The following is a 22099-nucleotide window of genomic DNA, read 5'->3' as shown; positions in this document are numbered from 1 at the left end:
TTTCGATGACGTCGCGTCTCAATGCGCTGAAAGGCAAATTTATAAAGATTAAAGAACCCACGCGAGACGCTGTCTCCGACACGGCTCCCGTTGAAAAAACGGTGAAGGACATTATCGCTAATGTCCGCGAGCGTGGCGACGCAGCGGTTCGTGAATACTCGCTCGCTTTCGACAAAGCCGATGTCGCTACCTTTGAAGTCACAGAGGAAGAGAAGCAGAAGGCTGTTGCTGATCTTGACCCACAGACACGCGAAGACACCGAGTTTGCCATAGCAAACGTCCGCCGCTTCGCAGAGGCTCAGCTCGGCACCATTCTTCCGCTCGAAATCGAGAGTCTTCCGGGCCTGCACTTGGGGCACCGCGTTATTCCCATTGAGATCGTCGGTTGCTATGTGCCAGGTGGACGCTATCCACTTCTTTCGGCACCGGTTATGACGATAGTCCCCGCTAAGGTAGCTGGCTGCGACCAGGTGATTGCTTGCCTACCCCCAAATGCACATCCTGCCATGATTGCTGGCTGCCACCTCGCTGGCGCAGACCGTATCTTCCGAGTGGGCGGTGCACAGGCTATTGCAGCAATGGCTTACGGGACCGAGACCATTCCTGCCGTCGATAAAATCGTCGGCCCGGGCAACGCATTTGTCAACGAAGCGAAGCGTCAGGTCTTTGGTCAAGTCGGTATTGACCAGTTGGCGGGACCGAGTGAAATCTTCATCGTTGCCGATGAAACTGCCAACCCAGCAACACTCGCGACCGACATGCTGGCCCAGGCCGAACACGATGTGCGTACTCGTGTTGGTCTTGTAACGACCAGCCGTGAGATCGCAGATGAGACCATAAAGGAAGTCGAGAAGCAGCTCGAAACACTGTCGACGGCTGCTGTTGCCGGTGTCGCGTGGAAGGACTACGGCGAAGTTACCCTCGTAGAGGACGAGGAAACGATGATCGCCTATTCCGATTACATCGCAACTGAGCACCTTCAGGTCCACACGCGCGACGCGAAGGCAACAGCGAAGAAGCTGCGCAACTATGGTTCCATCTTTATCGGTGAACTCGCAAGCGTTGTATACTCAGATAAGTGCTGCGGAACCAACCACACGCTGCCAACGATGGCCGCGGGTCGTTATACTGGAGGCCTTTGGGTTGGTTCGTATGTAAAGATCGCCACCCACCAGTGGCTGGATGAGCGTGGCGTTGCTGCGGTTGCTCCTGCCGCTGTTCGCCAGAGCGCGACAGAACAGCTTGAAGGTCACCGCCGCGCTGCGGCGTTGCGCCTGAGCCCTAAGCAGCTTGCAGCAGAATGATCTGATCCCGCCGAAAGTCTGAAGCTAAGGAAAACCGTCGAAAAATTTCGGCGGTTTTCTGCCTAAAAAAACATGATTGTGGCGTCGACTAGTCGTATCCGCCAAAACAAATTCCGGCCATAAATAGACAACGACAAAACGCCGTGACAGCGATATGTCACGGCGTTTGTTTTTGGTGAACTCTATCACCGCACCTATTGCTTTATCACCACTCAGCGACGCTGCCATCTTCATGGCGCCAGACGGGGTTGCGCCAGCGATGCCCTTCCTTGGCGCGCTCAATCACATAGGCTTCATCAACCTCAACACCGAGGCCAGGTCCCTGCGGAATGCCAACAAAACCATCGGCATACTGAAACACGTCCTTGTTGGAGATGTAATCAAGGATATCGTTGGACTTGTTGTAGTGAATGCCGAGGCTCTGCTCCTGAATGAAGGCATTGTAGCTCACGGCATCAACCTGCAGGCAGGCAGCAAGAGCGATTGGACCAAGCGGGCAATGCGGAGCAAGCGCCACGTCATAAGCCTCCGCCATCGTCGCGATCTTTCGGCACTCGGTAATGCCGCCAGCATGGGACAAATCCGGCTGTAAAATATCGACATAACCGTCAGATAGAACAGACTTGAAGTCCCAACGTGAATAGAGACGTTCACCAAGCGCAATCGGCGTCGAGCAATGGTTGGCGATTTCCTTCAGCGCTTCCCGGTTTTCAGACAGCACGGGCTCTTCAATGAACAGCAGGTTATAGGGCTGCAATTCCTTGGCCAGGACCTTGGCCATCGGCCGGTGCACACGGCCATGGAAATCAACGCCAATGCCGATATGCGGGCCAACGGCCTCGCGAATTATCGCGATGGTTTCAACGGCCTTTTCAACCTTTTCCCAGGTATCAACGATCTGCATTTCCTCGCAGCCATTGAGCTTGATTGCCTTGAAACCACGGGCAACGACATCACGGGCATTGTTGGCCACATCGCTCGGCCGGTCACCCCCGATCCAGGAATAAACCTTGATCCGATCACGAACCTGTCCACCCAGCAAAGCGTGAATGGGCTGGCCCAGCGCCTTGCCCTTGATGTCCCAAAGCGCCTGATCGATACCGGCAAGCGCACTCATATGAATAGCGCCACCACGATAAAAACCACCGCGGTACATGACCTGCCAGTGGTCTTCGATCATCATTGGATCCTTGCCAACGAGATAATCGGCCAGTTCATGCACGGCTACTTCAACGGTCAGCGCACGGCCTTCGACAACCGGTTCACCCCACCCGACAATTCCCTCATCCGTTTCAATCTTCAGGAACATCCAGCGCGGAGGGACAATGTAGGTCGTCAGTTTCGTAATTTTCATGAAGCTTCACTCATCTAGCAATAAAGTCCGGAAGGGAAATCCGCGATCAGACGGGACAGTGATCGGGATGTTTGCGCACAGCGATTGCAAGATCGCGCGCTGCAATTTCGAGCATGTGGTTGGCGCATGTCCGTGCCGCATTGGCATCACGCAAACGCAACGCTTCAACAAGCTGATAGTGCACATCCAGCGCCTCTACCCGGGTATCCACCGCCTCGTTGGAGGCGTGCAGGGAAAACTCCAGCGCGGCGCTGATAATGCTCGAAAGCTGCATGAAAACCTGATTGTGACTGGCTTTGAGCAAAGCGGCATGGAAGGCAACATCCGCCTGCGTGAATTTCTCCACATCGCCTTCAGAACCACGCATCTGCTGCCAAGCCTGCTCTATCTCGGCAATCTCCTGCATGCTGGCGCGTTGCGCGGCAAGTTCGGCGGCAAATGGTTCGATTGCCCGGCGGGCATCGAGCACGCATTGCAAAAGATCCAGTTCAAAAATGCGCGGACCGATCCATTCAAGAACCTGCTGATCGAGGATGTTCCAGTCTTCCTTGACGCAGACCTGCGTGCCGATACGGGAACGTCCACGTACCAGGCCTTTGGATTCCAGAATCTTCAACGATTCCCGGATCACTGTCCGGCTGACGGAATATTGCGTGCACAGCTCGTTTTCTGTGGGCAGCATGCTTCCTGCGGGAAACACATCGGCAAAGATATCAGTCGCAATCGCTCGCGTTACATTTTTCTGGACACGAGGGCGTTTGACGCTCCCGGCACCATTGGCTGGCACAGCCTGTTCCTGCCGTTCTTGCAACGCCACTCTTAACCTCCCGCTTGCTTCGCCACATGTCGCGATCCTTATCGCAGTTTCACTCACATGGCGATGCCGTGTCGCATATCACGACCGCGATATGTCATATACTGACTTTTTATTCATCATACAAATGTAATTGACGAATATGATGAAAGAAACTAAACAACATACACTGCAAAGGCAGTCACCTAGGGAGAGAGACAATGGGCTTTGTTAAAACAGCCATACTGGCTGGCACTGTCGCCGTATTCGCCGCGACCTCCGCATTCGCCGCCGACGTCAAGATCGGCTTCATCGTCAAGCAGCCGGAAGAACCGTGGTTCCAGGACGAATGGAAATTCGCTGACATCGCCGCAAAGGAAAAGGGTTTTACCCTTGTCAAGATTGGCGCTGAAGATGGTGAAAAAGTACAATCAGCCATCGACAACCTAGGCGCACAGGGCGCGCAGGGCTTCATCATCTGCACACCCGACGTGAAGCTCGGCCCTGGCATCGTTGCGAAGGCGGCAGCCAACGACCTCAAGATCATGACTGTTGATGACCGCCTGGTAAATGCAGATGGCAGCCCGATTGAAGATGTGCCGCATATGGGCATTTCTGCCGCAAAGATTGGCGAAGCAGCTGGCCAGACAATCGTTGATGAAATCAAGAAGCGTGGCTGGGACATGAACGAAGTGGGCGCAATCCGCGTCTCCTACGATCAGCTGCCAACCGCAGTTGACCGCGTAAACGGTGCGCTTGACGCCCTGAAAGCTGCAGGCTTCCCTGAAGCCAACATCTTTGATGCGCCGCAGGCAAAAACTGATACGGAAGCCGCTCTCAACGCAGCAACTGTCGTTCTCAACAAGAACGCCAAGATCAAGAAGTGGGTTGCCGTCGGCCTGAATGACGAAGCCGTCCTCGGTGCGGTCCGCGCAACGGAAAGCGTTGGCATTACGGCTGACAACATGATCGGTGTTGGAATCGGCGGCGCAGAATCCGCGATCAACGAGTTCAAGAAGGCTGACGCGACCGGTTTCTTCGGTACCGTCATCATTTCCCCGAAGCGCCACGGTTATGAAACCGCTCTCAACATGTATGAGTGGATTGCCAACGACAAAGAGCCGGAAAAGCTTATTCTGACGGCTGGTCAGGTCGCGCTGCGCGATAACTACGAGGCAGTTCGTGCCGACCTCGGCATTGAATAACCACTGATCCGAAAAGCAATGACCGGCCGCGTAAGGCGGCCGGATTTCCTGTCGGAGTGCACTATGCAAGATTTTCTGGAATTCAGGTCGATATCCAAAGGATATCCCGGCGTGCAGGCGCTCGCTGACATTTCTCTCGGCGTACGCAAAGGTTGCGTGCACGGCCTTATGGGTGAAAACGGGGCGGGAAAATCGACCCTCATCCGTATTCTGTCGGGCGATCAGGCGGCTGATGAGGGGCAAATCCTTATCGATGGTGCCGTTCAAAATTATCGATCGGTGCGTGATGCATTCGATGCCGGCGTCATCGTCATCCATCAGGAACTGCAACTCGTTCCTGAGTTGACAGTGGCGGAAAACCTCTGGCTTGGCCGGTTTCCGGGCAAGGCTGGTGTTATCAACCGCCGCGAAATGATCAGCGTCGTCAAACAGAAGCTCGTCGAAATCGGCATCGATATCGACCCCTCCGACAAGGTTGCTTCATTATCGATTGGCGCACGCCAGATGGTGGAAATTGCCAAGGCGATCATGGCGGATGCACGCGTCATAGCGCTCGATGAACCCACCTCATCGCTCTCATCCCGTGAAAGCGAAATCCTGTTTGCACTGATTGAGAAACTCAAATCTCAGGGCATCGTCATCCTTTACGTGTCCCATCGACTGGATGAGATTTTCCGCCTCTGCGACAGCATGACAGTGCTGCGTGACGGCAAACTTGCCGCACATCATCCTCATATTGCAGATGTCACACGCGAGCAGATCATTTCAGAGATGGTTGGCCGCGAAATCAAGAACATCTGGGGCTGGCGTGACCGTCCAAAAGGCGAAGTTCGCCTTGAAGTGAAAGACCTCAGTGGCCATAAGTTACCCAAGCCGATCAGTTTCTCCCTCCGTCAAGGAGAAATTCTTGGTTTCTTCGGTCTGATTGGTGCCGGCCGCAGCGAAATGTCGCGCCTGGTTTATGGTGCAGACACCCGTTCGCAAGGTAAAGTCAGTGTCGACGGACAAGCTGTCGCGGCTGACAGCCCTCCCCACTCCATACGGGCAGGCATTGTTCTTTGCCCTGAAGACCGAAAATTTGACGGCATCATTCAGGGGCGCAACATCGAGGAAAACATTTCAATTTCCTCGCGGCGCCATTTCTCGCCATTTGGCGTGTTGAAGCCGAAAAAAGAAGCAGAATTGGCTGACACCTTCATCGCAAAGCTGCGTGTGCGCACGCCGTCACGTCAGCAGGACATCATCAACCTGTCGGGCGGCAACCAGCAGAAGGTCATCCTGGCACGCTGGCTGTCCGAACAGGGCGTCAAAGTCCTGATTATCGACGAACCCACGCGTGGCATTGATGTCGGCGCCAAGGCCGAAATTTACGAAATCCTCTATGAACTGGCTGCGCAGGGCATGGCGATTGCCGTCATTTCCAGTGAATTGCCTGAGATCATGGGCATTTCCGACCGCATCCTGGTGATGTGTGAAGGTCGTGTCGCAGTCGATGTGGAACGGCCAGACTTCAACGAACACCGCATATTGGCGGCGGCACTGCCTGATGTGTCCAACGCCAGCGAACTTCCAACTCAACAGGTACAAGCACGATGACCTCTCTGAAAAAACTCCTTCTCGGCGAACAGGGGCTCGTCGTTCTTTTTGCCATCGCCTTCGTGATCGTGTCGTTGACCGTTCCGAACTTCCTGACTGAACGCAACATGCTTGGCCTGCTGCAATCCGTCGTGACGATCGGCATCGTTGCCTGCACCATGATGTTCTGCCTAGCTTCACGTGACTTTGACCTCTCGGTCGGCTCAACCGTTGCCTTTTCAGGCATGGTGGCAGTCATGGCCTCCAACGCCACCGGGTCCATTATTCTCGGCCTGATCGCGGCGCTGCTGTGCGGTGGCGCTGTTGGCCTCATCAATGGTCTGGTGATTGCGAAATTCCGCATCAATGCGCTGATCACCACGCTTGCCACCATGCAGATTGTCCGTGGTTTTGCGCTTATCGCGTCGGATGGTCGCGCCGTGGGCATTAATGATCCGAGCTTTTACCAGCTGGCCTTGTCCAAATTCCTGGGCATTCCCACACCGATCTGGGTCATGGCTGCTATGTTTATTGCCTTCGGATTTCTGCTGAACCGCACCGTATTCGGCAAGAACACACTGGCAATTGGCGGCAACCCGGAAGCCTCGCGTCTTGCCGGCGTCAACGTCGTCAACATGCGTGTCTGGATCTTCATGTTGCAGGGGCTGGTCTGCGCCGTCGCCGGTGTGCTGCTTGCGTCCAGAATTACCTCTGGCCAGCCCAATGCCGCGACCGGCCTTGAACTGTCGGTTATCTCGGCTTGCGTTCTTGGGGGCGTGTCTCTGGCAGGTGGTCGTGCGGCCATTAGCGGCGTTATCGTTGGTGTCCTCATTATGGGGATTGCCGAAAACGTCATGAACCTCCTGAACATTCAGGCTTTCTACCAATATGTGGTGCGTGGCCTGATCTTGTTGTTGGCCGTGTTGCTCGACAATCTGCGCTCCTCTGCAGCCGGTCGCCGCCAGTGACAGAACAGACAGGACATCATCTGCACGACGGACAGCTGGACGTGTGGGTTTCAACAAAGGGCGGTAGCGTAAGCGCCGCCTTTTTTGAAGGAACACCTGTCTTTGTGGCGGCTGGCGGACCAGACAGCCAGGCTGCATGTTTTCCTCTGGTGCCATTTGGCAATCGGGTAGAATTCAACAGCTTCAATGTTGGAGATGAGGTCTATCGCTTTCAGCCGAACAGCAGTGATCCACTCTATGTGCACGGCGATGGCTGGCTGGAAGACTGGACAATCACCGATAGCAACTCACAGACGATTGAACTGTCGCTGCGTCATTGCGCCAATGATATAACGCCGTATGACTATTTGGCGCGTCAAAAGATCTTTGTCTTCGAAGGGCGCCTGACAATGGAACTGTCGGTGCAGAATGAAGCGGCCAAGCCTATGCCATTTGGCGTTGGTTTTCATCCGTTTTTTGCCCGCACCGAAGCTGTTACGGTAAAGGCGGCAGTTCAAACCTTCTGGACAGAACGCCAAGGGCATCTACCGGGACCGGTCGCTTCTATTCCTGCGGATATTAATCTTGCTGATGGTACCACCCTGCCCGCCCGTTTTATCAACAATGCGTTTTCGGGATGGGATGGCCGCGCTCAAATCATCTGGCCGGAACTCGGCATATACGCAGAACTTGAGGCAACGCCCAACAACGACGTCGTCATGTTTTACACACCAACCGAACGTCGCGACTTCTTTTGTTTCGAGCCGATGACACATCTTCCCAATGGTCACCATTTGGCTGATTTTGGAGGTCTGGTCCTCCTTGAAAACGGCCAGCAACTTCAGTCCGGTTTCAGCATCCAATTCAGGAAATCATCAAATGACTAGCAGATTAAACGGCAAACGCATCATGATCACGGGTGCCGCGCAAGGTATCGGCCTTGCTATCGCGGAAGCATTCGCGCGCGAGGGTGCCGATCTGCTGCTGGTTGATCTGGATGGCGATCTGCTGGCTGAAACGGCACAGCGTTTGAAACAGTCCGGCAATAAGATCGCCTATCGCACAGGTGACATCTCCAACGCCATTGGCATGGCTGACGCCGTAGCCTATGCAAAGGACGAAATTGGAACACTCAACGCATTGGTGAACAATGCCGGCGTCAACGTGTTTTCCGATCCACTGTCGACAACCGATGAAGAATGGACGCGTTGCTTTGATATCAATCTCAAGGGCGCCTGGAATTGCTGCCGCGCAGTTTTGCCTGAGATGATCGCAACGGGTGGCGGGGTTATCCTCAATATTGCTTCGACCCATGCCTTCACCATTATTCCGCACACATTCCCGTACCCATTGGCCAAACATGCGCTGCTGGGACTGACGAAGTCGCTCGGTCTTGAATATGCGGGGCAAAATGTGCGGGTCAACGCGCTGGCACCTGGTTATGTCTCGACCCAGAAGGTCATCGACTACTGGAACAGTTTCCCGGACCCGGAAGCCGCCAAGGCCGAAACCATGAAACTGCACCCGACCGGCCGCATCGCCACGCCAGAAGAAATCGCCATGGCAGCGGTGTTCATGATTTCGGACGAATGCCCGTTCATGAATGCCACATGCCTGACCGTCGACGGCGGATTGAGCGTACAGCAACATCCGGCTTAAACCGGCAGCACGCGCTCTGATAAAAACAAAGGGCGACCTCATCTTGCCGTATGAAGTCGCCCTTATTTTATAATGCGGTCAGGGCTGTTCAGGATGTCGCGACGATATCCTGCCAGGCCTCATAGGCCGAAAGTACCGTTTCCATCTGCGCGGTATGACCGGCAATGAAGTCATCACCATAGATGGTTTCATCAGGATATTCGGTAATCAGCGTCATTGGCACTGTGTGGCGATCATCAACCGATGCCAGGCACGGGAAACCATTGATGACACGGAAACCGGTTTCTCCTGCATGAATTTCATAGAGCGCAACCTGCCGCTCATTATAGGCCAGCAGGCCCGGTATCGCACTGAGGTGCCGTGTGACACGGTCCAGTAGACGTTCGGCCTGCGGTTCCCAACCGGCGTGGTAACGCGCCACCAGGAAAAAGCCCTTCGGCAACGTCCACATCGCAAAATTGCGCGGCACGTAACCCGAAAGCGGCCGCGTCCATTCATGGGAGGGGTAACCGTGCAGATTGACGTGCAACAATGCGCCGCTCAATTGCTGCGCATCAAAGCGGACCTGCTTTTCGTTGATATGACCAGCTGCGGTTTCTTCGGTGCGATACTCAAGATCGTCACCAAGTGCCGTGTAGCGCGCAGCATGATGCATATGGCGCGGGTTATCGACACAAAGGCGCTGGTGTAGTGCGTAACCGTCCGGGTTCTCCAGCGGAGAAATCGTAAAATGTGCGCCCGGCCGTTGCACGAGCTGTTTTGCGGCCCTGACCGCGCCGCAAATGCCAGTGGTCTCATTGGGATGTTGACCACCGCTGATCATCACGGCAGCGTCGGTGCCATTGATATAACGGGCATGCAGCACACGTCCTGCTCTGGAGCGCGCCTCAAAGGCCTCGCCACCCACCTCGGAAAGTGCGGCAACGATCTGCTGCGTGGCTAGCGGGCGTGTCGCCGTATCGAGATCCTGGACCTCACCATCAAGGTAGCCGGTCGTCAGCGGGCGCACAGAAACGCAAACCGATACGGCATTTCCGTCCCTGACGATCTCCGGCACGATCTGGCCAGGTTTCAAGCCGCGATCGCCAATGGGTCGCCCGGACTTTTTCTGGAAAAATTCTAGAAGCGAAAAGTAGAAATCTTCGTGCAGCGCTTCACGCAGGCTTATCGCCTCGTCGCCAACCGCAATCCGCTCATCGTCGGCAGGAAATGCAACAAGAATATTGAGCTCTTCGAAATAAGGCTCATCCATGCCCCAATCATAAGTGGCAACAGCATCGATTGCAGAGGCAAACAGCGATTCATAATCGGTTTCCAATCGCACCCCTGGCTCGTCGTCACGCTGCACCCAGCCGGTCGGAGACAGATTGGTTTCGTCCGCCGCATCAACATGCACACGGTTGGGAGCAAAGACCTTGATGGTTTCTGTCCGACCTGTTCGCTGCAGGACAACGTCATAATGCAGGTTCGCGTCCTTGCGAGCGGTGAAGCTTATCGCGCGCGCTCCGACCATTTCTGCAAGGGGATAGGCCTCCAGACGAAACCTGTTTTCCGGTGCATTGGGATGCACGGGATAAAACACCTCAATGCTTTCGACGCCATCGAGATTGATCTCTTCAAGAAAAGCAAAAAGAAGCGGCTTGTAGGCGCTGCGCAGCCGTGCCGTAACGCCCTTTTCAGCAAAGGCGCGCTCGGCGGTACGGCGGCTCGCCCGGTCGTCGAAAGTCCAGGCCTGCAATGTGCTGCCAGGCAACGCTTCTGCAAGCAAAGTATCAAGCGTGCGCGTCAAACGGCGGTCGAATAGAATTGTCATGGCAATTTACCTCGAAGTACGGCCGGTCGGGTCGAGACTGTCACGCAGCCAGTCACCCAGAAGGTTTAGGCCAAGAACGGTCAACAGAATGGCCAGACCGGGGAATACGCTGACCCACCAGGCCGTTTGCAGGTAGGTGCGGCCGTCTGCCAGCATGCCACCCCAGCTCGGGATTGTCGGATCAACGCCAAGGCCCAGGAATGTCAGGCTGCTTTCCAGCAGAATATTGTTGGCAACGTTCAGGGTCATCAACACGATTACCGGACCAATCAGGTTCGGCAGAAGGTGCTGGAAGATGATGCGCCAGTCTTTGACCCCGATCGCTCGCGCCGACAGAATGAATTCGCGCTCACGCAATGTCAGCACCGAGCCACGCACCAGACGGGCGTACTGCACCCATTGCGATACGATCAGCAGAATGATGGTGTTGGTCAGGCTGCCACCGACGATGGCAATGAAGGTGATCGCCAACAGGATGAACGGCATGGCAAGCTGCAGGTCGGCAAAGCGCATGACCAGCATGTCCCAGAAGCCACGGTAATAACCGGCAACCAGTCCGACCACCACGCCAAACACGACGGCACCGAGAACAGACGAAAAGCCGACAAGCAGCGAAATCTTGCCGCCGGCAACAACACGCGCCAGCACATCACGTCCAAGTGGATCAGTGCCAAACGGGTGTGCAGCACTTGCAAAGGGTCTTGCCAGACGGGCCATGAGATCGATCTTTTCTGCCCCGCCGGGGAACAGGAAATCGGAAAATAGCACTGCAAGGCAGATAACAACGGTCAGGCAAGCGCCAAGCACAAATTCAAGACTTGCAAAGCGGGACGCGCGTGAGGAATTGGCAGCCATCAGCGATTACTCCGTGCGAATGCGCGGATCGACCAGCCCATAGGCAATATCGACCAGCAGGTTAATGCCGACAATCAGCAGGGAAAGAACGGTGATGACACCCTGCAGCACAGGATAGTCGCGCGCGGCGACCGCATCAAAAGCAAGCGTCCCCAGGCCCGGCCAGTTGAACACACGTTCAATGACCACGATACCACCGAGAAGGCCGCCGAACTGCAGGCCGAAATAGGTAATGAGCGGAATGGCGCAATTGCGCAGCGCATGTTTGTAGAGCACCTTGCTTTCGCTCAAGCCCTTGGCGCGGGCAACCATCACATATTGCGACTGCAGAGTGTCCAGCATGGCTGTGCGCACAAGACGAACATTGGTCGCGGTCAGGATGACGCCCATGGTCAATGCGGGCATGACGTAGCTGGACATGCCAACCATGCCGCTTGGCGGCAACCAGCCGAGCGTTATGGCAAACAGCAGTACCAGCATTGTCGCCAACCAGAAATTCGGGAAGGAAAGACCAATCAGCGAGAAGATGCGAATGGCCTGATCGGCAGCCTTGCCACGCGACGTCGCAGCCTTGATGCCGAGCGGAATGGAAAGGGCAATCGACACGAACATCGAGATAAAGGCCAGCAGCAACGTAGCCGGAAGCGCATCGCCAACAAGACGGGAAACGGAGGTGCCGCCGGTAAAGCTGCGTCCGAGGTCGAACGTGACCAGCCCTTTGAGGAAGCTCACATATTGCACGAAGAACGGCCGGTCAGTGCCCAGTGCTTCACGTATACGCGCCAGATCATCTTCCGTCATACTTCCGCCGCCGCCCTGAAACATCATCAGGGCCGGGTCGCCTGTCAGGCGCACGGCAAAAGACACAAGAAGCGTAATGGCAATGACGACAAAAAGCGCCTGCAACAATCGTTTGATGAGGAAACCGGCCACGTTTTTTCCCTTCGCAAGTCAGAGGCGCCGCCCGTCAGGCAGACGGCGCCGTTTTCGTCGGATTACTCGACGGTTACCTCATTCAGCTTCAAGCGGTTGTCGGGAGGAGCGACAAAGCCCTTCACGCGCTTGTTGATGCCGAAGATGGCGTTGGAGTTGTAGAGCGGCAGTTCAAGTGCCTTGTCGGCAACATACTGGCCAACTTCGCGAAGGATCTTTTCACGCTCTGCACGGTCGGTCAGCGGACGCTGCGATTCCAGCAGTTTGTCCAGCGTCTCGTCCTTTTCATACGGGTTCCACTTTTCACCCGAGTGGTACATGGCATAGGCCGTGTTATCGAAGTCGAATGTCCAACCGCCCCACTTCTGCTGGAACATCGCGCCGGTTTTGCCCTGCGGGATGATATCGTTGACCAGCACGTTGGTCTCATAAGGCTTGATGGTTGCATTCAGGCCGACCTGCTGAAGGTAGCTGGCAATAACCTGTACCACTTCATTCATGGTGGAATCTGCACCGCGAACGTCGATCTGCAAAGGCGTTCCAGCCTTGACGCCAGCGTCAGCAAGAAGCTTCTTTGCACCGGCAGGATCGTAAGGCAGCGGCTTCAGTTCGGGATCATAACCAAAGGACAGCGCGCTCTGGAAGCTTGCAATCTCGGACGCCTGACCAGCCAGAATGGACTGGACGATGGTGGAACGATCGACAGCCATGATGATGGCCTTGCGAACACGCGGATCGGCAGTGATGCCATCACGGGTGTTGAAACGCAGCGCATCTACGGTTGGGCCGGGAACGCTGACAATCTCCAGCTTGGAATCGCCGGTGATGACAGGGATCATGCCAATCGGAATGGTTGGCGGAATGACGATGTCGACACGACCGGCCTGAAGTTCGGCAACGGCTGTGGCCGGCTCGGCGATAAAGCGGTACTCAAGCTCGGAGATCTTCGGTGCACCACCCCAGTAGTCCGGGTTGGCTTCCAGCTTGATGTCAACCTTCGGAGCATAGGACGAGAACTTGAACGCGCCGGTACCGACCGGGTTGACGTTGAAGTTGTCTTCACCCTTTTCCTCAATGTATTTTGGCGGAACGATCATCGCGCCATAACCGGCCAGCTTGGTCAGCAGCACTGGGTCCGGCGACTTGAGTTTCATCTCGACCGTGTAGTCGTCGATAACATCAACGCTTTCGATAACGGTGTAGTTGGAACGCTGTGGACCCTTGGCGCCTTCATCTCCCAGAAGACGGTCAAAGGTGAACTTGACGGCAGCAGCATTGAAGTCTTCACCGTTATGGAATTTGACATTCTGGCGCAGCTTGAAGCGCAGCAGTTTGCCGTCATTCAGCTCTTCCCAGGATTCAGCAAGTCCCGGAACAACTTTAAGGTCAGGACCACGGTAAGTCAGACCATCGAAAATGTTGGTAGAAACGGAAGCCCATGCCACCAGAAACGTGTCGATCGGGTCCCAGCTTCCCGGATCCTGTTGCAAGGAAACCGTCAGTTTCCCAGCGGCAGCGGCTGGCTGCGCCGAAGCAAGAGCCAGCGCCATGAAAGTAGCACTTATTCCCCATTTGATTATTTTCATGTACCTCTTCCTTTTAGTGATACGCGATTAATCGCTATTTTCAGGCACTTTTTGCTACGAAGTGACCCGGATTTATTTCCTCACGTTCGAGAATTTTTGGTTCGTTGCCCACAGCACGAATAGGACTTGGGATTTCGCCTTCCAGCATCGCCGTATTGCGGGCACGGGTCGGATCGGCAACCGGCACAGCTGACAGGAGACGGCGGGTATAGTCATGCGCAGGCGTTTCAAACACTTGCTGGCGGCTGCCCATTTCCATGATCTGACCAAGATAAAGCACGGCAACGCGGTGGCTCATTTTCTCCACCACTGCCATGTCATGGCTGATGAACAGATAGGCCAACCCGCGCTCTGCCTGAAGGTCCATGAACAGATTGATGATCTGCGCCTGAATGGACACATCGAGAGCCGAAAGCGCCTCATCGGCAATAATCAGTTGCGGATCGGATGCCAGTGCACGGGCAATGCAGACACGCTGACGCTGACCGCCGGAAAACTCGTGCGGATAGCGGCTGGCGAATGAGCTATCGAGACCAACACGCTCCAGCAACTCATCGACCCGGCGACGCACCTCTTTGGTCCCCAGGATCAGACGATGGGTATTGATCGGCTCGGCAATCGAAAAGCCCACGGTCTTGCGCGGATCGAGTGAGGCGAACGGGTCCTGAAAGATGTACTGCACCTTTTGACGCATGGAGAAACGCTCGGCTGCCGACATATCGCTGTAGCGTTTTCCGGCAAAGGAGATTTCGCCAGCACGTGACGCCTGCAGCTGCTGGATCGTGCGGCCGATTGTCGATTTGCCGGAGCCGGATTCACCGACAAGCGCCAGTGTTTCACCCGGACGGATATCAAACGATACTTTGGAAACGGCACTGCAGCGATGCGTCACCTTGCCGTACCAGTTCTTTTTGATATCGAAGCGCACAAACAGATCCCGCACCGACAGCAGAGGTTCACCCTCTCGGCGAACCGTGTTCTGAACACGTTCCTCGCCAACTGTCTTTGGCTCACCGTCCTCAAGCACCGTCAATGGCTTGCGGATCGGGAACTCTTCGCCTGTCATGCTGCCAAGACGTGGCACAGCCGACAGCAGGGAGCGTGTATAAGGGTGTTTCGGGTTAGCGAAAATCTCGGCAACCGGGCCTTCTTCAACCTTCTTGCCCTTCCACATGACAACAACATCGTCTGCCATTTCGGCGACAACTCCCATGTCGTGGGTAATGAAGATCATGCCCATGCCGAGCTTCTGCTGCAGGTCACGCATGATGTTGAGGATTTGCGCCTGAATGGTCACGTCTAGCGCCGTCGTTGGTTCATCGGCGATCAACAGCCGGGGACGACAGGCCAATGCAATGGCAATCATCACGCGCTGGCGCATGCCACCGGACAACTGGTGCGGATAACGGTCCAGAAGCTCTCCGGCATCCGGCAGGCGCACCATTTCCAGCAGTTCCTGGGCTTTTTTTCGTGCTTCAGCCTTGCCGATCTTTTCGTGCAGGATCAGCACTTCACATACCTGGTCACCGATGGTGAAAACCGGGTTCAGGGAGGTCATAGGTTCCTGGAAGATCATGGCAATTTCCTTGCCACGGATGGAGCGCATTTCCTTCTGGGTCAGTTTCAGCAGATCTCTATCGTCAAACAGAATGCTACCGGTGTCGAACTTCGCACCCATCATGTCGGCCAATCGCATGGTCGACAAAGAGGTTACGGATTTACCGGAGCCGGACTCACCCACAACAGCAACCGTGCGGCCGGCTTCCACCTTGAATGAAAGGTCGTCAACGACCCGGCGTCCACCAAAGCTGACACTTAAGTTGTTGACTGCAAGCAGCGGTCGCTGAGCGATCGGGGAATTGGTCATGCCTTTGTCTCCGGCTTGGCCTGTCCGGCGTTATGGGAAGATGCGCCCGTTTCAATCGGGTCGATGCGCGCAATGACATTTGCCGCCTGCTGGAATGTACCGGCTTCGGCGAGCAGCGTTATGACACCAGAACGATGTGCAGAGATGGCCGTTTCCATTTTCATGGCATCCATCATCGCAATAACCTGGCCTTTTTCGACTTCTGCACCGTTTTCAATGCGCCAGTGGGCAAGCATTCCGGCGAGTGGCGCACGCAATGCATTTTCATCTGCCGCGACGTCCGCTGTGGCGTCTGCCGGTGTCATGTGAGCCTGCCCGAAAAGTCGCAAGAAACTCTCCGGCAGGCCAATCTCGACACGCTTGCCGTCAATCTCGGCAACACCGCGCAGCAGGGCAGCGTTGCCCTGTTGTGCCGGGCGTGCAGCCTGTTCAAGCACAGCTGCGAAATCAGTCTCGATCCAGCGAGTATGAACCTTAAAGTCGGCGCCCGCAAAGTCATTTTCCTGCATGACTGCACGGTGGAACGGCAGGGTCGATGGCACACCTTCGATGACGAACTCACCAAGTGCGCGACGCGCACGCAGAATTGCCTGCTCACGATCTCTGCCCCAGACGATGAGTTTTGCCACAAGGGAATCGAACATAGGCGGCACATCGCATCCATTGTTCGCGCCGCTGTCCAGACGGACACCCGGACCGGCAGGCGCTTCAAAACGGGTGATACGACCGGCGGATGGTAAGAAGCCACGACCAGGGTCTTCCACGTTGATACGAAACTCGATGGCGTGACCACGCGGTTCCGGTGTCTGTGTAAACGACAGCGTTTTGCCTTCGGCAATGCGAAACTGCTCTATGACAAGATCAATTCCGGTTGTTTCTTCGGTCACCGGATGTTCCACCTGAAGACGGGTATTGACCTCAAGGAAAGAAATGACACCGTCGACGCTCAGCAGAAACTCCACAGTGCCAGCGCCGGTGTAACCTGCTTCTGCGCAGATATCCCGGGCAGCTTTATGGATGGCCTGACGCTGCACGTCGGAAAGGAACGGTGCAGGCGCTTCCTCGACCAGCTTCTGGTTGCGGCGCTGCAGCGAACAGTCGCGTGTGCCGACGACGACCACATTGCCGCTACGATCGGCAAGAATTTGTGCCTCGATATGGCGCGGCTTGTCCAGAAAGCGTTCGATGAAACACTCACCACGGCCAAATGCCGCCACCGCTTCACGTGTCGCTGACTCAAACAGCTCTTCGACTTCGTCCAGATGGCGAGCGATTTTCAGACCACGTCCGCCGCCGCCATGGGCAGCCTTGATGGCAATTGGAACGCCATGTTGTTTAGCAAAAGCAAGCGCCTCAGACGCCGTTTCAATTGCACCATCACTGCCGGCAACCAGCGGCGCACCCACACTTTGTGCGATACGGCGTGCCGAAAGCTTGTCGCCAAGCACTTCGATGACCTCAGGATCGGGACCAATCCAGATCAGGCCTGCATCGATAACTGCGCGGGCAAATTCGGAACGCTCCGAGAGAAAACCATAACCAGGGTGTACGGCATCTGCGCCGCTACGCTTTGCGACATCAATCAGCTTGGCGATATCGAGATAGGTCTCAGCGGCCGTCACACCTTTCAGCGCATAGGCTTCATCGGCTTTTTTGACGAAACATGCGTCAGCATCCGCATCGGCATATACCGCCACCGCGCGAAGACCGTAATCCTTACAGGCACGAATGACGCGAACAGCAATTTCACCGCGATTGGCAATCAGGACTTTTTTCATCGGGGATCACTCGCAACGAAATCGATATGCGTAAAAGCATTCAGGGCATTAAAACGGATATGAGCGCCAACAGGTATCTGACCTGCCAGATCAAGGTGATGAGCCGCAACATTGGCTATGACGGGATAACCGCCCGTCAGCGGATGATCGGACAGGAAAAGCACCGGCTGCCCGCTGGCAGGCACCTGCAATGCACCGCGAAGTGTTGCTTCGCTCGGCAATTCATTGCGGTTTAGGCGCTCAAGCGGTTCGCCCGACAGACGAATGCCGACGCGGCTGGATTGTGGTGTCACCTGCCAGCTCTGCGAAAGGAAACTTTCCACCGCCTCATTGGTAAACCAGTCGGTGCGTGGCCCCAGATAAATATCCAGCGTCACGATCTCGTCGGCTTTCGGCATGGCAAAAGCGGGTTGCTCACCCGGCAGCACTGGGGTTTTTACGTTTTGAGAATTAACAGCCACCTGTGTACCGGCATCAAGTGCCAAAGAACCAATCTGCGCCAGCGTATCGGTTGCCACACTGCCCAGCACAGGCTCGACGACAAAGCCGCCACGCATCGCAAGATAAGAGCGCGTACCGCTTAGCGGAGACTGAAGAGCAACCACATCGCCATCATCCAACGCAACGGGCGTATTGAAATCTACGCTGGCAACAGCGCCGTTTGAATTGATCACAGACAGAGCAGCCGGTGCGCCCGTAAAGGCCATGACACCGCGTCCAATCGCCTTGAAGGAGAAGCCGGCCGGTGCGATTTCCAGTGCCGGTGTGCCGGGACGATTGCCAACAATGCGGTTTGCGAGCTTGAAATTTCCATGATCAAGCGCTCCGGACAGGCTGACCCCCTGCGCTGCCATATGGGCCCGCCCCAAATCTTGCACCAGAACCGGCAGACCGGAGCTCAAGATTTCGATGCCGTTTCGAATATCGGACGAAACACGTGCGACAGGCTCCGCAACAACAGCTGGCGTTTCAACCGCGTGCATGCTGGAGCGAGCAATGTCGTGGAAACGAACACGCAGGCCAGGACGCAAAAGCGTTGCGGGGTCACGGGCAAGATCGAACATCGCCAGTGGTGTTCTACCAATCAACTGCCAGCCACCGGGGCTAGCCTTGGGGTAAACACCGCTGAATTCACCGGCAAGGCCGACGGAACCGGCGGGCACAACTGTACGGGGTGATTTGCGACGGGGAACGACAAGCTCTGCTCCCGGCGCGGAAAGATAGGCAAAACCCGGTGCAAAGCCGGTAAAGGCAACGGTATATTCCGCTTCAGTGTGGCGCCTGATGAGTTCAGACGCGGAGCATCCCAGCAGCTCGGCAACATCAGCGATATCTTCGCCATCATAATGGACGGGGATATCGACTGTTTCGGCCACTCCAATACTGCGCTTTTTGCCCAACCGCGCGGCAACGGCTTGCAGCAACTCGGCCTGGTCGAGGCTGAGTGGATCGAAAGAGATCATCAGGGTCCGCGCAGCGGGCACGATTTCCAGAACACCTGGCACAGGTGATTGCTGGAAGGCATCATAAAGCGACAGCGTTTCGTCCAGCCCAACCAACTCCAACAGCAACGCACCGGGACGCAACGGCAAAACCCGTAGCGACGGCACGGTAACAGCAAAAGATGAGGCTGCGAGTGTCATATCAGGCGTGTCCTTCCGCGACGAAGGACCGGATGGATACGCCTTCTTCCGCAAACACGGCACTCAGGCGGGCTGCCATCGAGACTGCATCCGGGCTATCGCCGTGCACGCAGATCGACTGCGCCTCGACCCGAGCGTCAGTTCCAGCGATGGACTGAACAACACCCTCACGCACAAGTCGCAACATGCGTTGCGCCACCACGTCAGGATCATGCAGGACGGCACCTTTTTCGCGGCGCGACACAAGCTTTCCGTCGGCAGTATAGGCACGATCGGCAAAAGCTTCTGCGACAACGCGAAGGCCCGCGACACGCGCCTGCTCGATCAAGGGGGAGCCAGCAAGCGCCATCAACACAAGTCCGGGATCAACACTGAGAATTGCCTTGATCACATCAGCCGCCTGACGTTCATCAAAGGCAATCGTGTTATAAAGCGCGCCGTGTGGCTTCACATAATCGACACGGGTACCGGCGGCGGTCGCAAGGCCCTTCAACGCACCAATCTGATAGATGACATCGCCAACCAGTTCTTCGCTTGTCGGGTCCATATTGCGTCGACCAAAACCTGCGAGGTCGCGGTAACCGACGTGAGCGCCGATCACGACGCCTTTGGCTTTCGCCTGTTGCAACGTCCGCAAAATTCCGGCCGGATCACCGGCATGGAAGCCGCAGGCGACATTGGCGCTGCTGACAATGTCCAGCATCGCCACGTCATCTCCCATCGCCCAGGGACCAAAACTTTCACCGAGATCGCTGTTCAGATCGAATGTCAGCATCAATAACCCATCGAGAGCGGAGAATGGCAAAAAGCCGACCACCTGCGGGGTCAACCATCAGCAAAATCTAGCAAAGGGCAACAATCATGTCTATACTGTTGAACAATCTTTCATTATCAACCTACAAAAAATAAAATTATGCACATAAAATAAGCACTTATTTTGTGTTGCAGGTTATTTTTTCTTGTCTTAGCAGCCATTATAGCACTTATCTCGCTTGAAGCCTCGCACCACGGCGCATAGATTGCGCGCGCTTCATCAATATCGTTGCCGTCATAGTCGGCCCTTTCCTGAAGCGCAGAAAGACACCAACATGTTGGGAACGCAGATGAAGAAGGCGAAATCCGTGAGCACAACGGCGGCCTCGACAGAGCCAGTGCAAACGCTCGCGGAAACCACCGCGTCCCGCATACGCGAACGCGTTGTATCCGGCACCCTGCCGCCCGGCAGCCATCTTTCGGAAATTGCGCTGGGCGAGGAGCTGCAGGTGTCGCGCAACACCTTGCGCGAAGTTTTCAGACTGCTGACCAAAGAAGGCCTGCTGCGTTACGAAGCCAACCGCGGCGTATTCGTTTCAACACCCAGCATGTCGACAATTATCGACATTTACCGCGTCAGACGTTTTATCGAGTGTCCGGCATTGGCGCAGGCCCATCCGCGCCACCCGAGCGTTTCAGTCATGCGCGAAGCCGTCGAAACCGCCAAACGCCACCGTGAAGCAGGTGAATGGCTAGGCGTCGGTAGCGCTGACATCGCTTTTCACTCAGCAATCGTGCAATTGGCAGACAGCCCGCGCCTGACCGCATTTTATGGCCAGATATCGCTGGAGCTGCGCCTGGTCTTTGGCTTGTTGCGTGATCCTGAGTATTTGCACGGACCCTATATCGACCAGAATCAGACGATCCTTAGCCAATTGGAGCGCGGAGCCGCGGCCACCGCAGCTGAGAGCCTGGAAAAATATCTCCTCCAGGCTGAACGTTTCATCCTCGCAGCCTATGCCCGCATTTATGCGGAAAACGGCGAGCGGGCCTGAGACACAGCGATCAGGCTGGAGTCTTTACATCAAGATTGTGCATCAGCCGTGCCAGCCAGTCGACGAATACCCTTACCTTGTTCGTCACATGGCGTGTCTGTGGATAGACGATATAAATCGGCAAGCTTTCATGTTCCCAATCGGACAAGACGGGCAAAAGCTCACCGCGCTTTATGGCATCATCGGCCATGAAGGGTGCAAGCTGTGCCACACCCATTCCGGCAACCGCGGCATTGAGATAGGTTCGACTGTCATTGACGGACATGATGTAGTTGGGCGCGATCTCAAGTTTCTGGCCGTCTTTTTCGAAATCCATGGTCATGATCTGCCCGGACACTGCGTTCAGATAGCCGATACAAAAATGTTTATCTTCAAGCTCTTGCGGATGCTGCGGCGATCCGAATTTATCCAGATAGCGTGGTGCAACGTAAGAGGCCAGCCTCAGTTCTGAAACCTTGCGTGCGATCAGCGACTGGTCTCGCGGCGTACCGACCCGCAAAGCGCAATCAACGTTTTCGGCGATGTAGTCCACCAATCGGTCGCCGACACCCAGATCCAACTTGATCAGCGGGTATTTCTCGTGAAAGGAGCAGACGTTGGGAATAACCACAAGGTCGGCAAAGGCCCCTGCCATTTCTACGCGCAACCGCCCGGAGGGCTGGACCTGCGCATTGGAAAGGCTGCCGTCGAGTTCGTCAATTTCCGAGATGATCTGAATGGCGCGTTCATAATAGAGGGCGCCATCCGTCGTCAGCATTACCCGTCGCGTCGTGCGGTTCAGCAGCGTTGTACGCAGATGCGCTTCCAACCCCTGCACCATGTTCGTGACCGTGGTTTTGGGCATATTAAGCGAATCCGCAGCACGGGAAAAGTTGCCGGTCTCAACAACTCGCACAAATACACGCATCGCCGACAACTGATCCACGCCGACATCCTTTCATTTTCGCTCTATTGTTCCGAATTTTGGAATAGTGTTTTC

The 22099-nt window shown here is 55.6% G+C and carries 18 protein-coding genes; 7 read left to right on the top strand and 11 right to left on the bottom strand.

Translation table 11 applies throughout. The annotated features are described in order from the left end of the window. Window positions 1-5: 5 nt before the first annotated feature. Window positions 6-1304, top strand: a complete 1299-nt coding sequence (hisD, locus tag HGO37_RS24875; protein WP_250985713.1) for a histidinol dehydrogenase — start codon at window positions 6-8, stop codon at window positions 1302-1304. 205 nt (window positions 1305-1509) lie between these two features. Here hisD and dgoD read toward each other — a convergent pair whose 3' ends face one another. Beyond that, window positions 1510-2658 (bottom strand): galactonate dehydratase, encoded by a 1149-nt coding sequence (dgoD, locus tag HGO37_RS24870; RefSeq protein ID WP_250985712.1) that lies wholly within the window; start codon window positions 2656-2658, stop codon window positions 1510-1512. Window positions 2659-2704: 46 nt separating this feature from the next. Continuing rightward, on the bottom strand, window positions 2705-3469 hold the full coding sequence (locus tag HGO37_RS24865; RefSeq protein WP_250985734.1) for a FadR/GntR family transcriptional regulator: 765 nt from the start codon (window positions 3467-3469) through the stop codon (window positions 2705-2707). A 203-nt stretch (window positions 3470-3672) separates the two neighbouring features. Here HGO37_RS24865 and HGO37_RS24860 point away from each other — a divergent pair, with 203 nt between their 5' ends. From HGO37_RS24860 to HGO37_RS24840, 5 genes are all read left to right on the top strand, one after another. Then, window positions 3673-4656: an arabinose ABC transporter substrate-binding protein gene (locus tag HGO37_RS24860; RefSeq protein WP_250985711.1), complete on the top strand. Its 984-nt coding sequence runs from the start codon at window positions 3673-3675 to the stop codon at window positions 4654-4656. A 63-nt stretch (window positions 4657-4719) separates the two neighbouring features. Continuing rightward, window positions 4720-6252, top strand: a complete 1533-nt coding sequence (araG, locus tag HGO37_RS24855) for an L-arabinose ABC transporter ATP-binding protein AraG (RefSeq protein WP_250985710.1) — start codon at window positions 4720-4722, stop codon at window positions 6250-6252. Then, on the top strand, window positions 6249-7199 hold the full coding sequence (gene araH / locus HGO37_RS24850) for an L-arabinose ABC transporter permease AraH (RefSeq protein WP_250985709.1): 951 nt from the start codon (window positions 6249-6251) through the stop codon (window positions 7197-7199). Before araG ends, araH begins: the two co-directional genes overlap by 4 nt. Then, the gene (locus HGO37_RS24845) at window positions 7196-8065 is read left to right on the top strand and encodes an aldose 1-epimerase (protein ID WP_250985708.1); all 870 of its coding nucleotides are present in this window, start codon (window positions 7196-7198) and stop codon (window positions 8063-8065) included. Before araH ends, HGO37_RS24845 begins: the two co-directional genes overlap by 4 nt. Beyond that, window positions 8058-8837 (top strand): SDR family oxidoreductase, encoded by a 780-nt coding sequence (locus HGO37_RS24840; protein ID WP_250985707.1) that lies wholly within the window; start codon window positions 8058-8060, stop codon window positions 8835-8837. Before HGO37_RS24845 ends, HGO37_RS24840 begins: the two co-directional genes overlap by 8 nt. Window positions 8838-8925: 88 nt before the next feature. On the opposite strand, the gene HGO37_RS24835 is transcribed toward HGO37_RS24840, so the two are convergent. The 8 genes from HGO37_RS24835 to HGO37_RS24800 all read right to left on the bottom strand — a co-directional run bounded on the left by HGO37_RS24835 (window position 8926) and on the right by HGO37_RS24800 (window position 20087). Beyond that, window positions 8926-10650 (bottom strand): M14 family metallopeptidase, encoded by a 1725-nt coding sequence (locus HGO37_RS24835; RefSeq protein WP_250985706.1) that lies wholly within the window; start codon window positions 10648-10650, stop codon window positions 8926-8928. A gap of 6 nt (window positions 10651-10656) precedes the next feature. Further along, window positions 10657-11505 carry an ABC transporter permease gene (locus HGO37_RS24830; protein WP_250985705.1) on the bottom strand — a complete coding sequence of 283 codons (849 nt, stop codon included), beginning with the start codon at window positions 11503-11505 and terminating at the stop codon, window positions 10657-10659. Window positions 11506-11511: 6 nt separating this feature from the next. Further along, entirely contained in the window at window positions 11512-12438 is a 927-nt protein-coding gene (locus tag HGO37_RS24825; protein ID WP_192489357.1) for an ABC transporter permease, read from the bottom strand. Window positions 12439-12500: 62 nt separating this feature from the next. After that, window positions 12501-14024 (bottom strand): ABC transporter substrate-binding protein, encoded by a 1524-nt coding sequence (locus tag HGO37_RS24820; protein ID WP_250985704.1) that lies wholly within the window; start codon window positions 14022-14024, stop codon window positions 12501-12503. A 40-nt stretch (window positions 14025-14064) separates the two neighbouring features. Further along, window positions 14065-15891: an ABC transporter ATP-binding protein gene (locus tag HGO37_RS24815; protein WP_250985703.1), complete on the bottom strand. Its 1827-nt coding sequence runs from the start codon at window positions 15889-15891 to the stop codon at window positions 14065-14067. Then, on the bottom strand, window positions 15888-17669 hold the full coding sequence (locus HGO37_RS24810; protein ID WP_250985702.1) for an acetyl/propionyl/methylcrotonyl-CoA carboxylase subunit alpha: 1782 nt from the start codon (window positions 17667-17669) through the stop codon (window positions 15888-15890). The genes HGO37_RS24815 and HGO37_RS24810 overlap by 4 nt, the downstream gene beginning before the upstream one ends. Further along, window positions 17666-19312 carry a 5-oxoprolinase subunit PxpB gene (gene pxpB, locus HGO37_RS24805; protein ID WP_250985701.1) on the bottom strand — a complete coding sequence of 549 codons (1647 nt, stop codon included), beginning with the start codon at window positions 19310-19312 and terminating at the stop codon, window positions 17666-17668. Before pxpB ends, HGO37_RS24810 begins: the two co-directional genes overlap by 4 nt. 1 nt (window position 19313) lies before the next feature. Then, the gene (locus HGO37_RS24800; protein WP_250985700.1) at window positions 19314-20087 is read right to left on the bottom strand and encodes a LamB/YcsF family protein; all 774 of its coding nucleotides are present in this window, start codon (window positions 20085-20087) and stop codon (window positions 19314-19316) included. 328 nt (window positions 20088-20415) lie between these two features. Here HGO37_RS24800 and HGO37_RS24795 point away from each other — a divergent pair, with 328 nt between their 5' ends. Further along, entirely contained in the window at window positions 20416-21120 is a 705-nt protein-coding gene (locus HGO37_RS24795) for a GntR family transcriptional regulator (RefSeq protein ID WP_250985699.1), read from the top strand. 10 nt (window positions 21121-21130) lie between these two features. On the opposite strand, the gene HGO37_RS24790 is transcribed toward HGO37_RS24795, so the two are convergent. Beyond that, window positions 21131-22045 (bottom strand): LysR family transcriptional regulator, encoded by a 915-nt coding sequence (locus HGO37_RS24790; RefSeq protein WP_250985698.1) that lies wholly within the window; start codon window positions 22043-22045, stop codon window positions 21131-21133. Window positions 22046-22099: the final 54 nt, after the last annotated feature.

Origin of the sequence: Rhizobium sp. CG4 (assembly GCF_023701965.1) — a bacterium.
Classification (GTDB): Bacteria; Pseudomonadota; Alphaproteobacteria; order Rhizobiales; family Rhizobiaceae; genus Agrobacterium.
The sequence above is the reverse complement of the archived record's forward strand: the minus strand, read 5'-3'. Positions and strand labels throughout refer to the sequence as shown.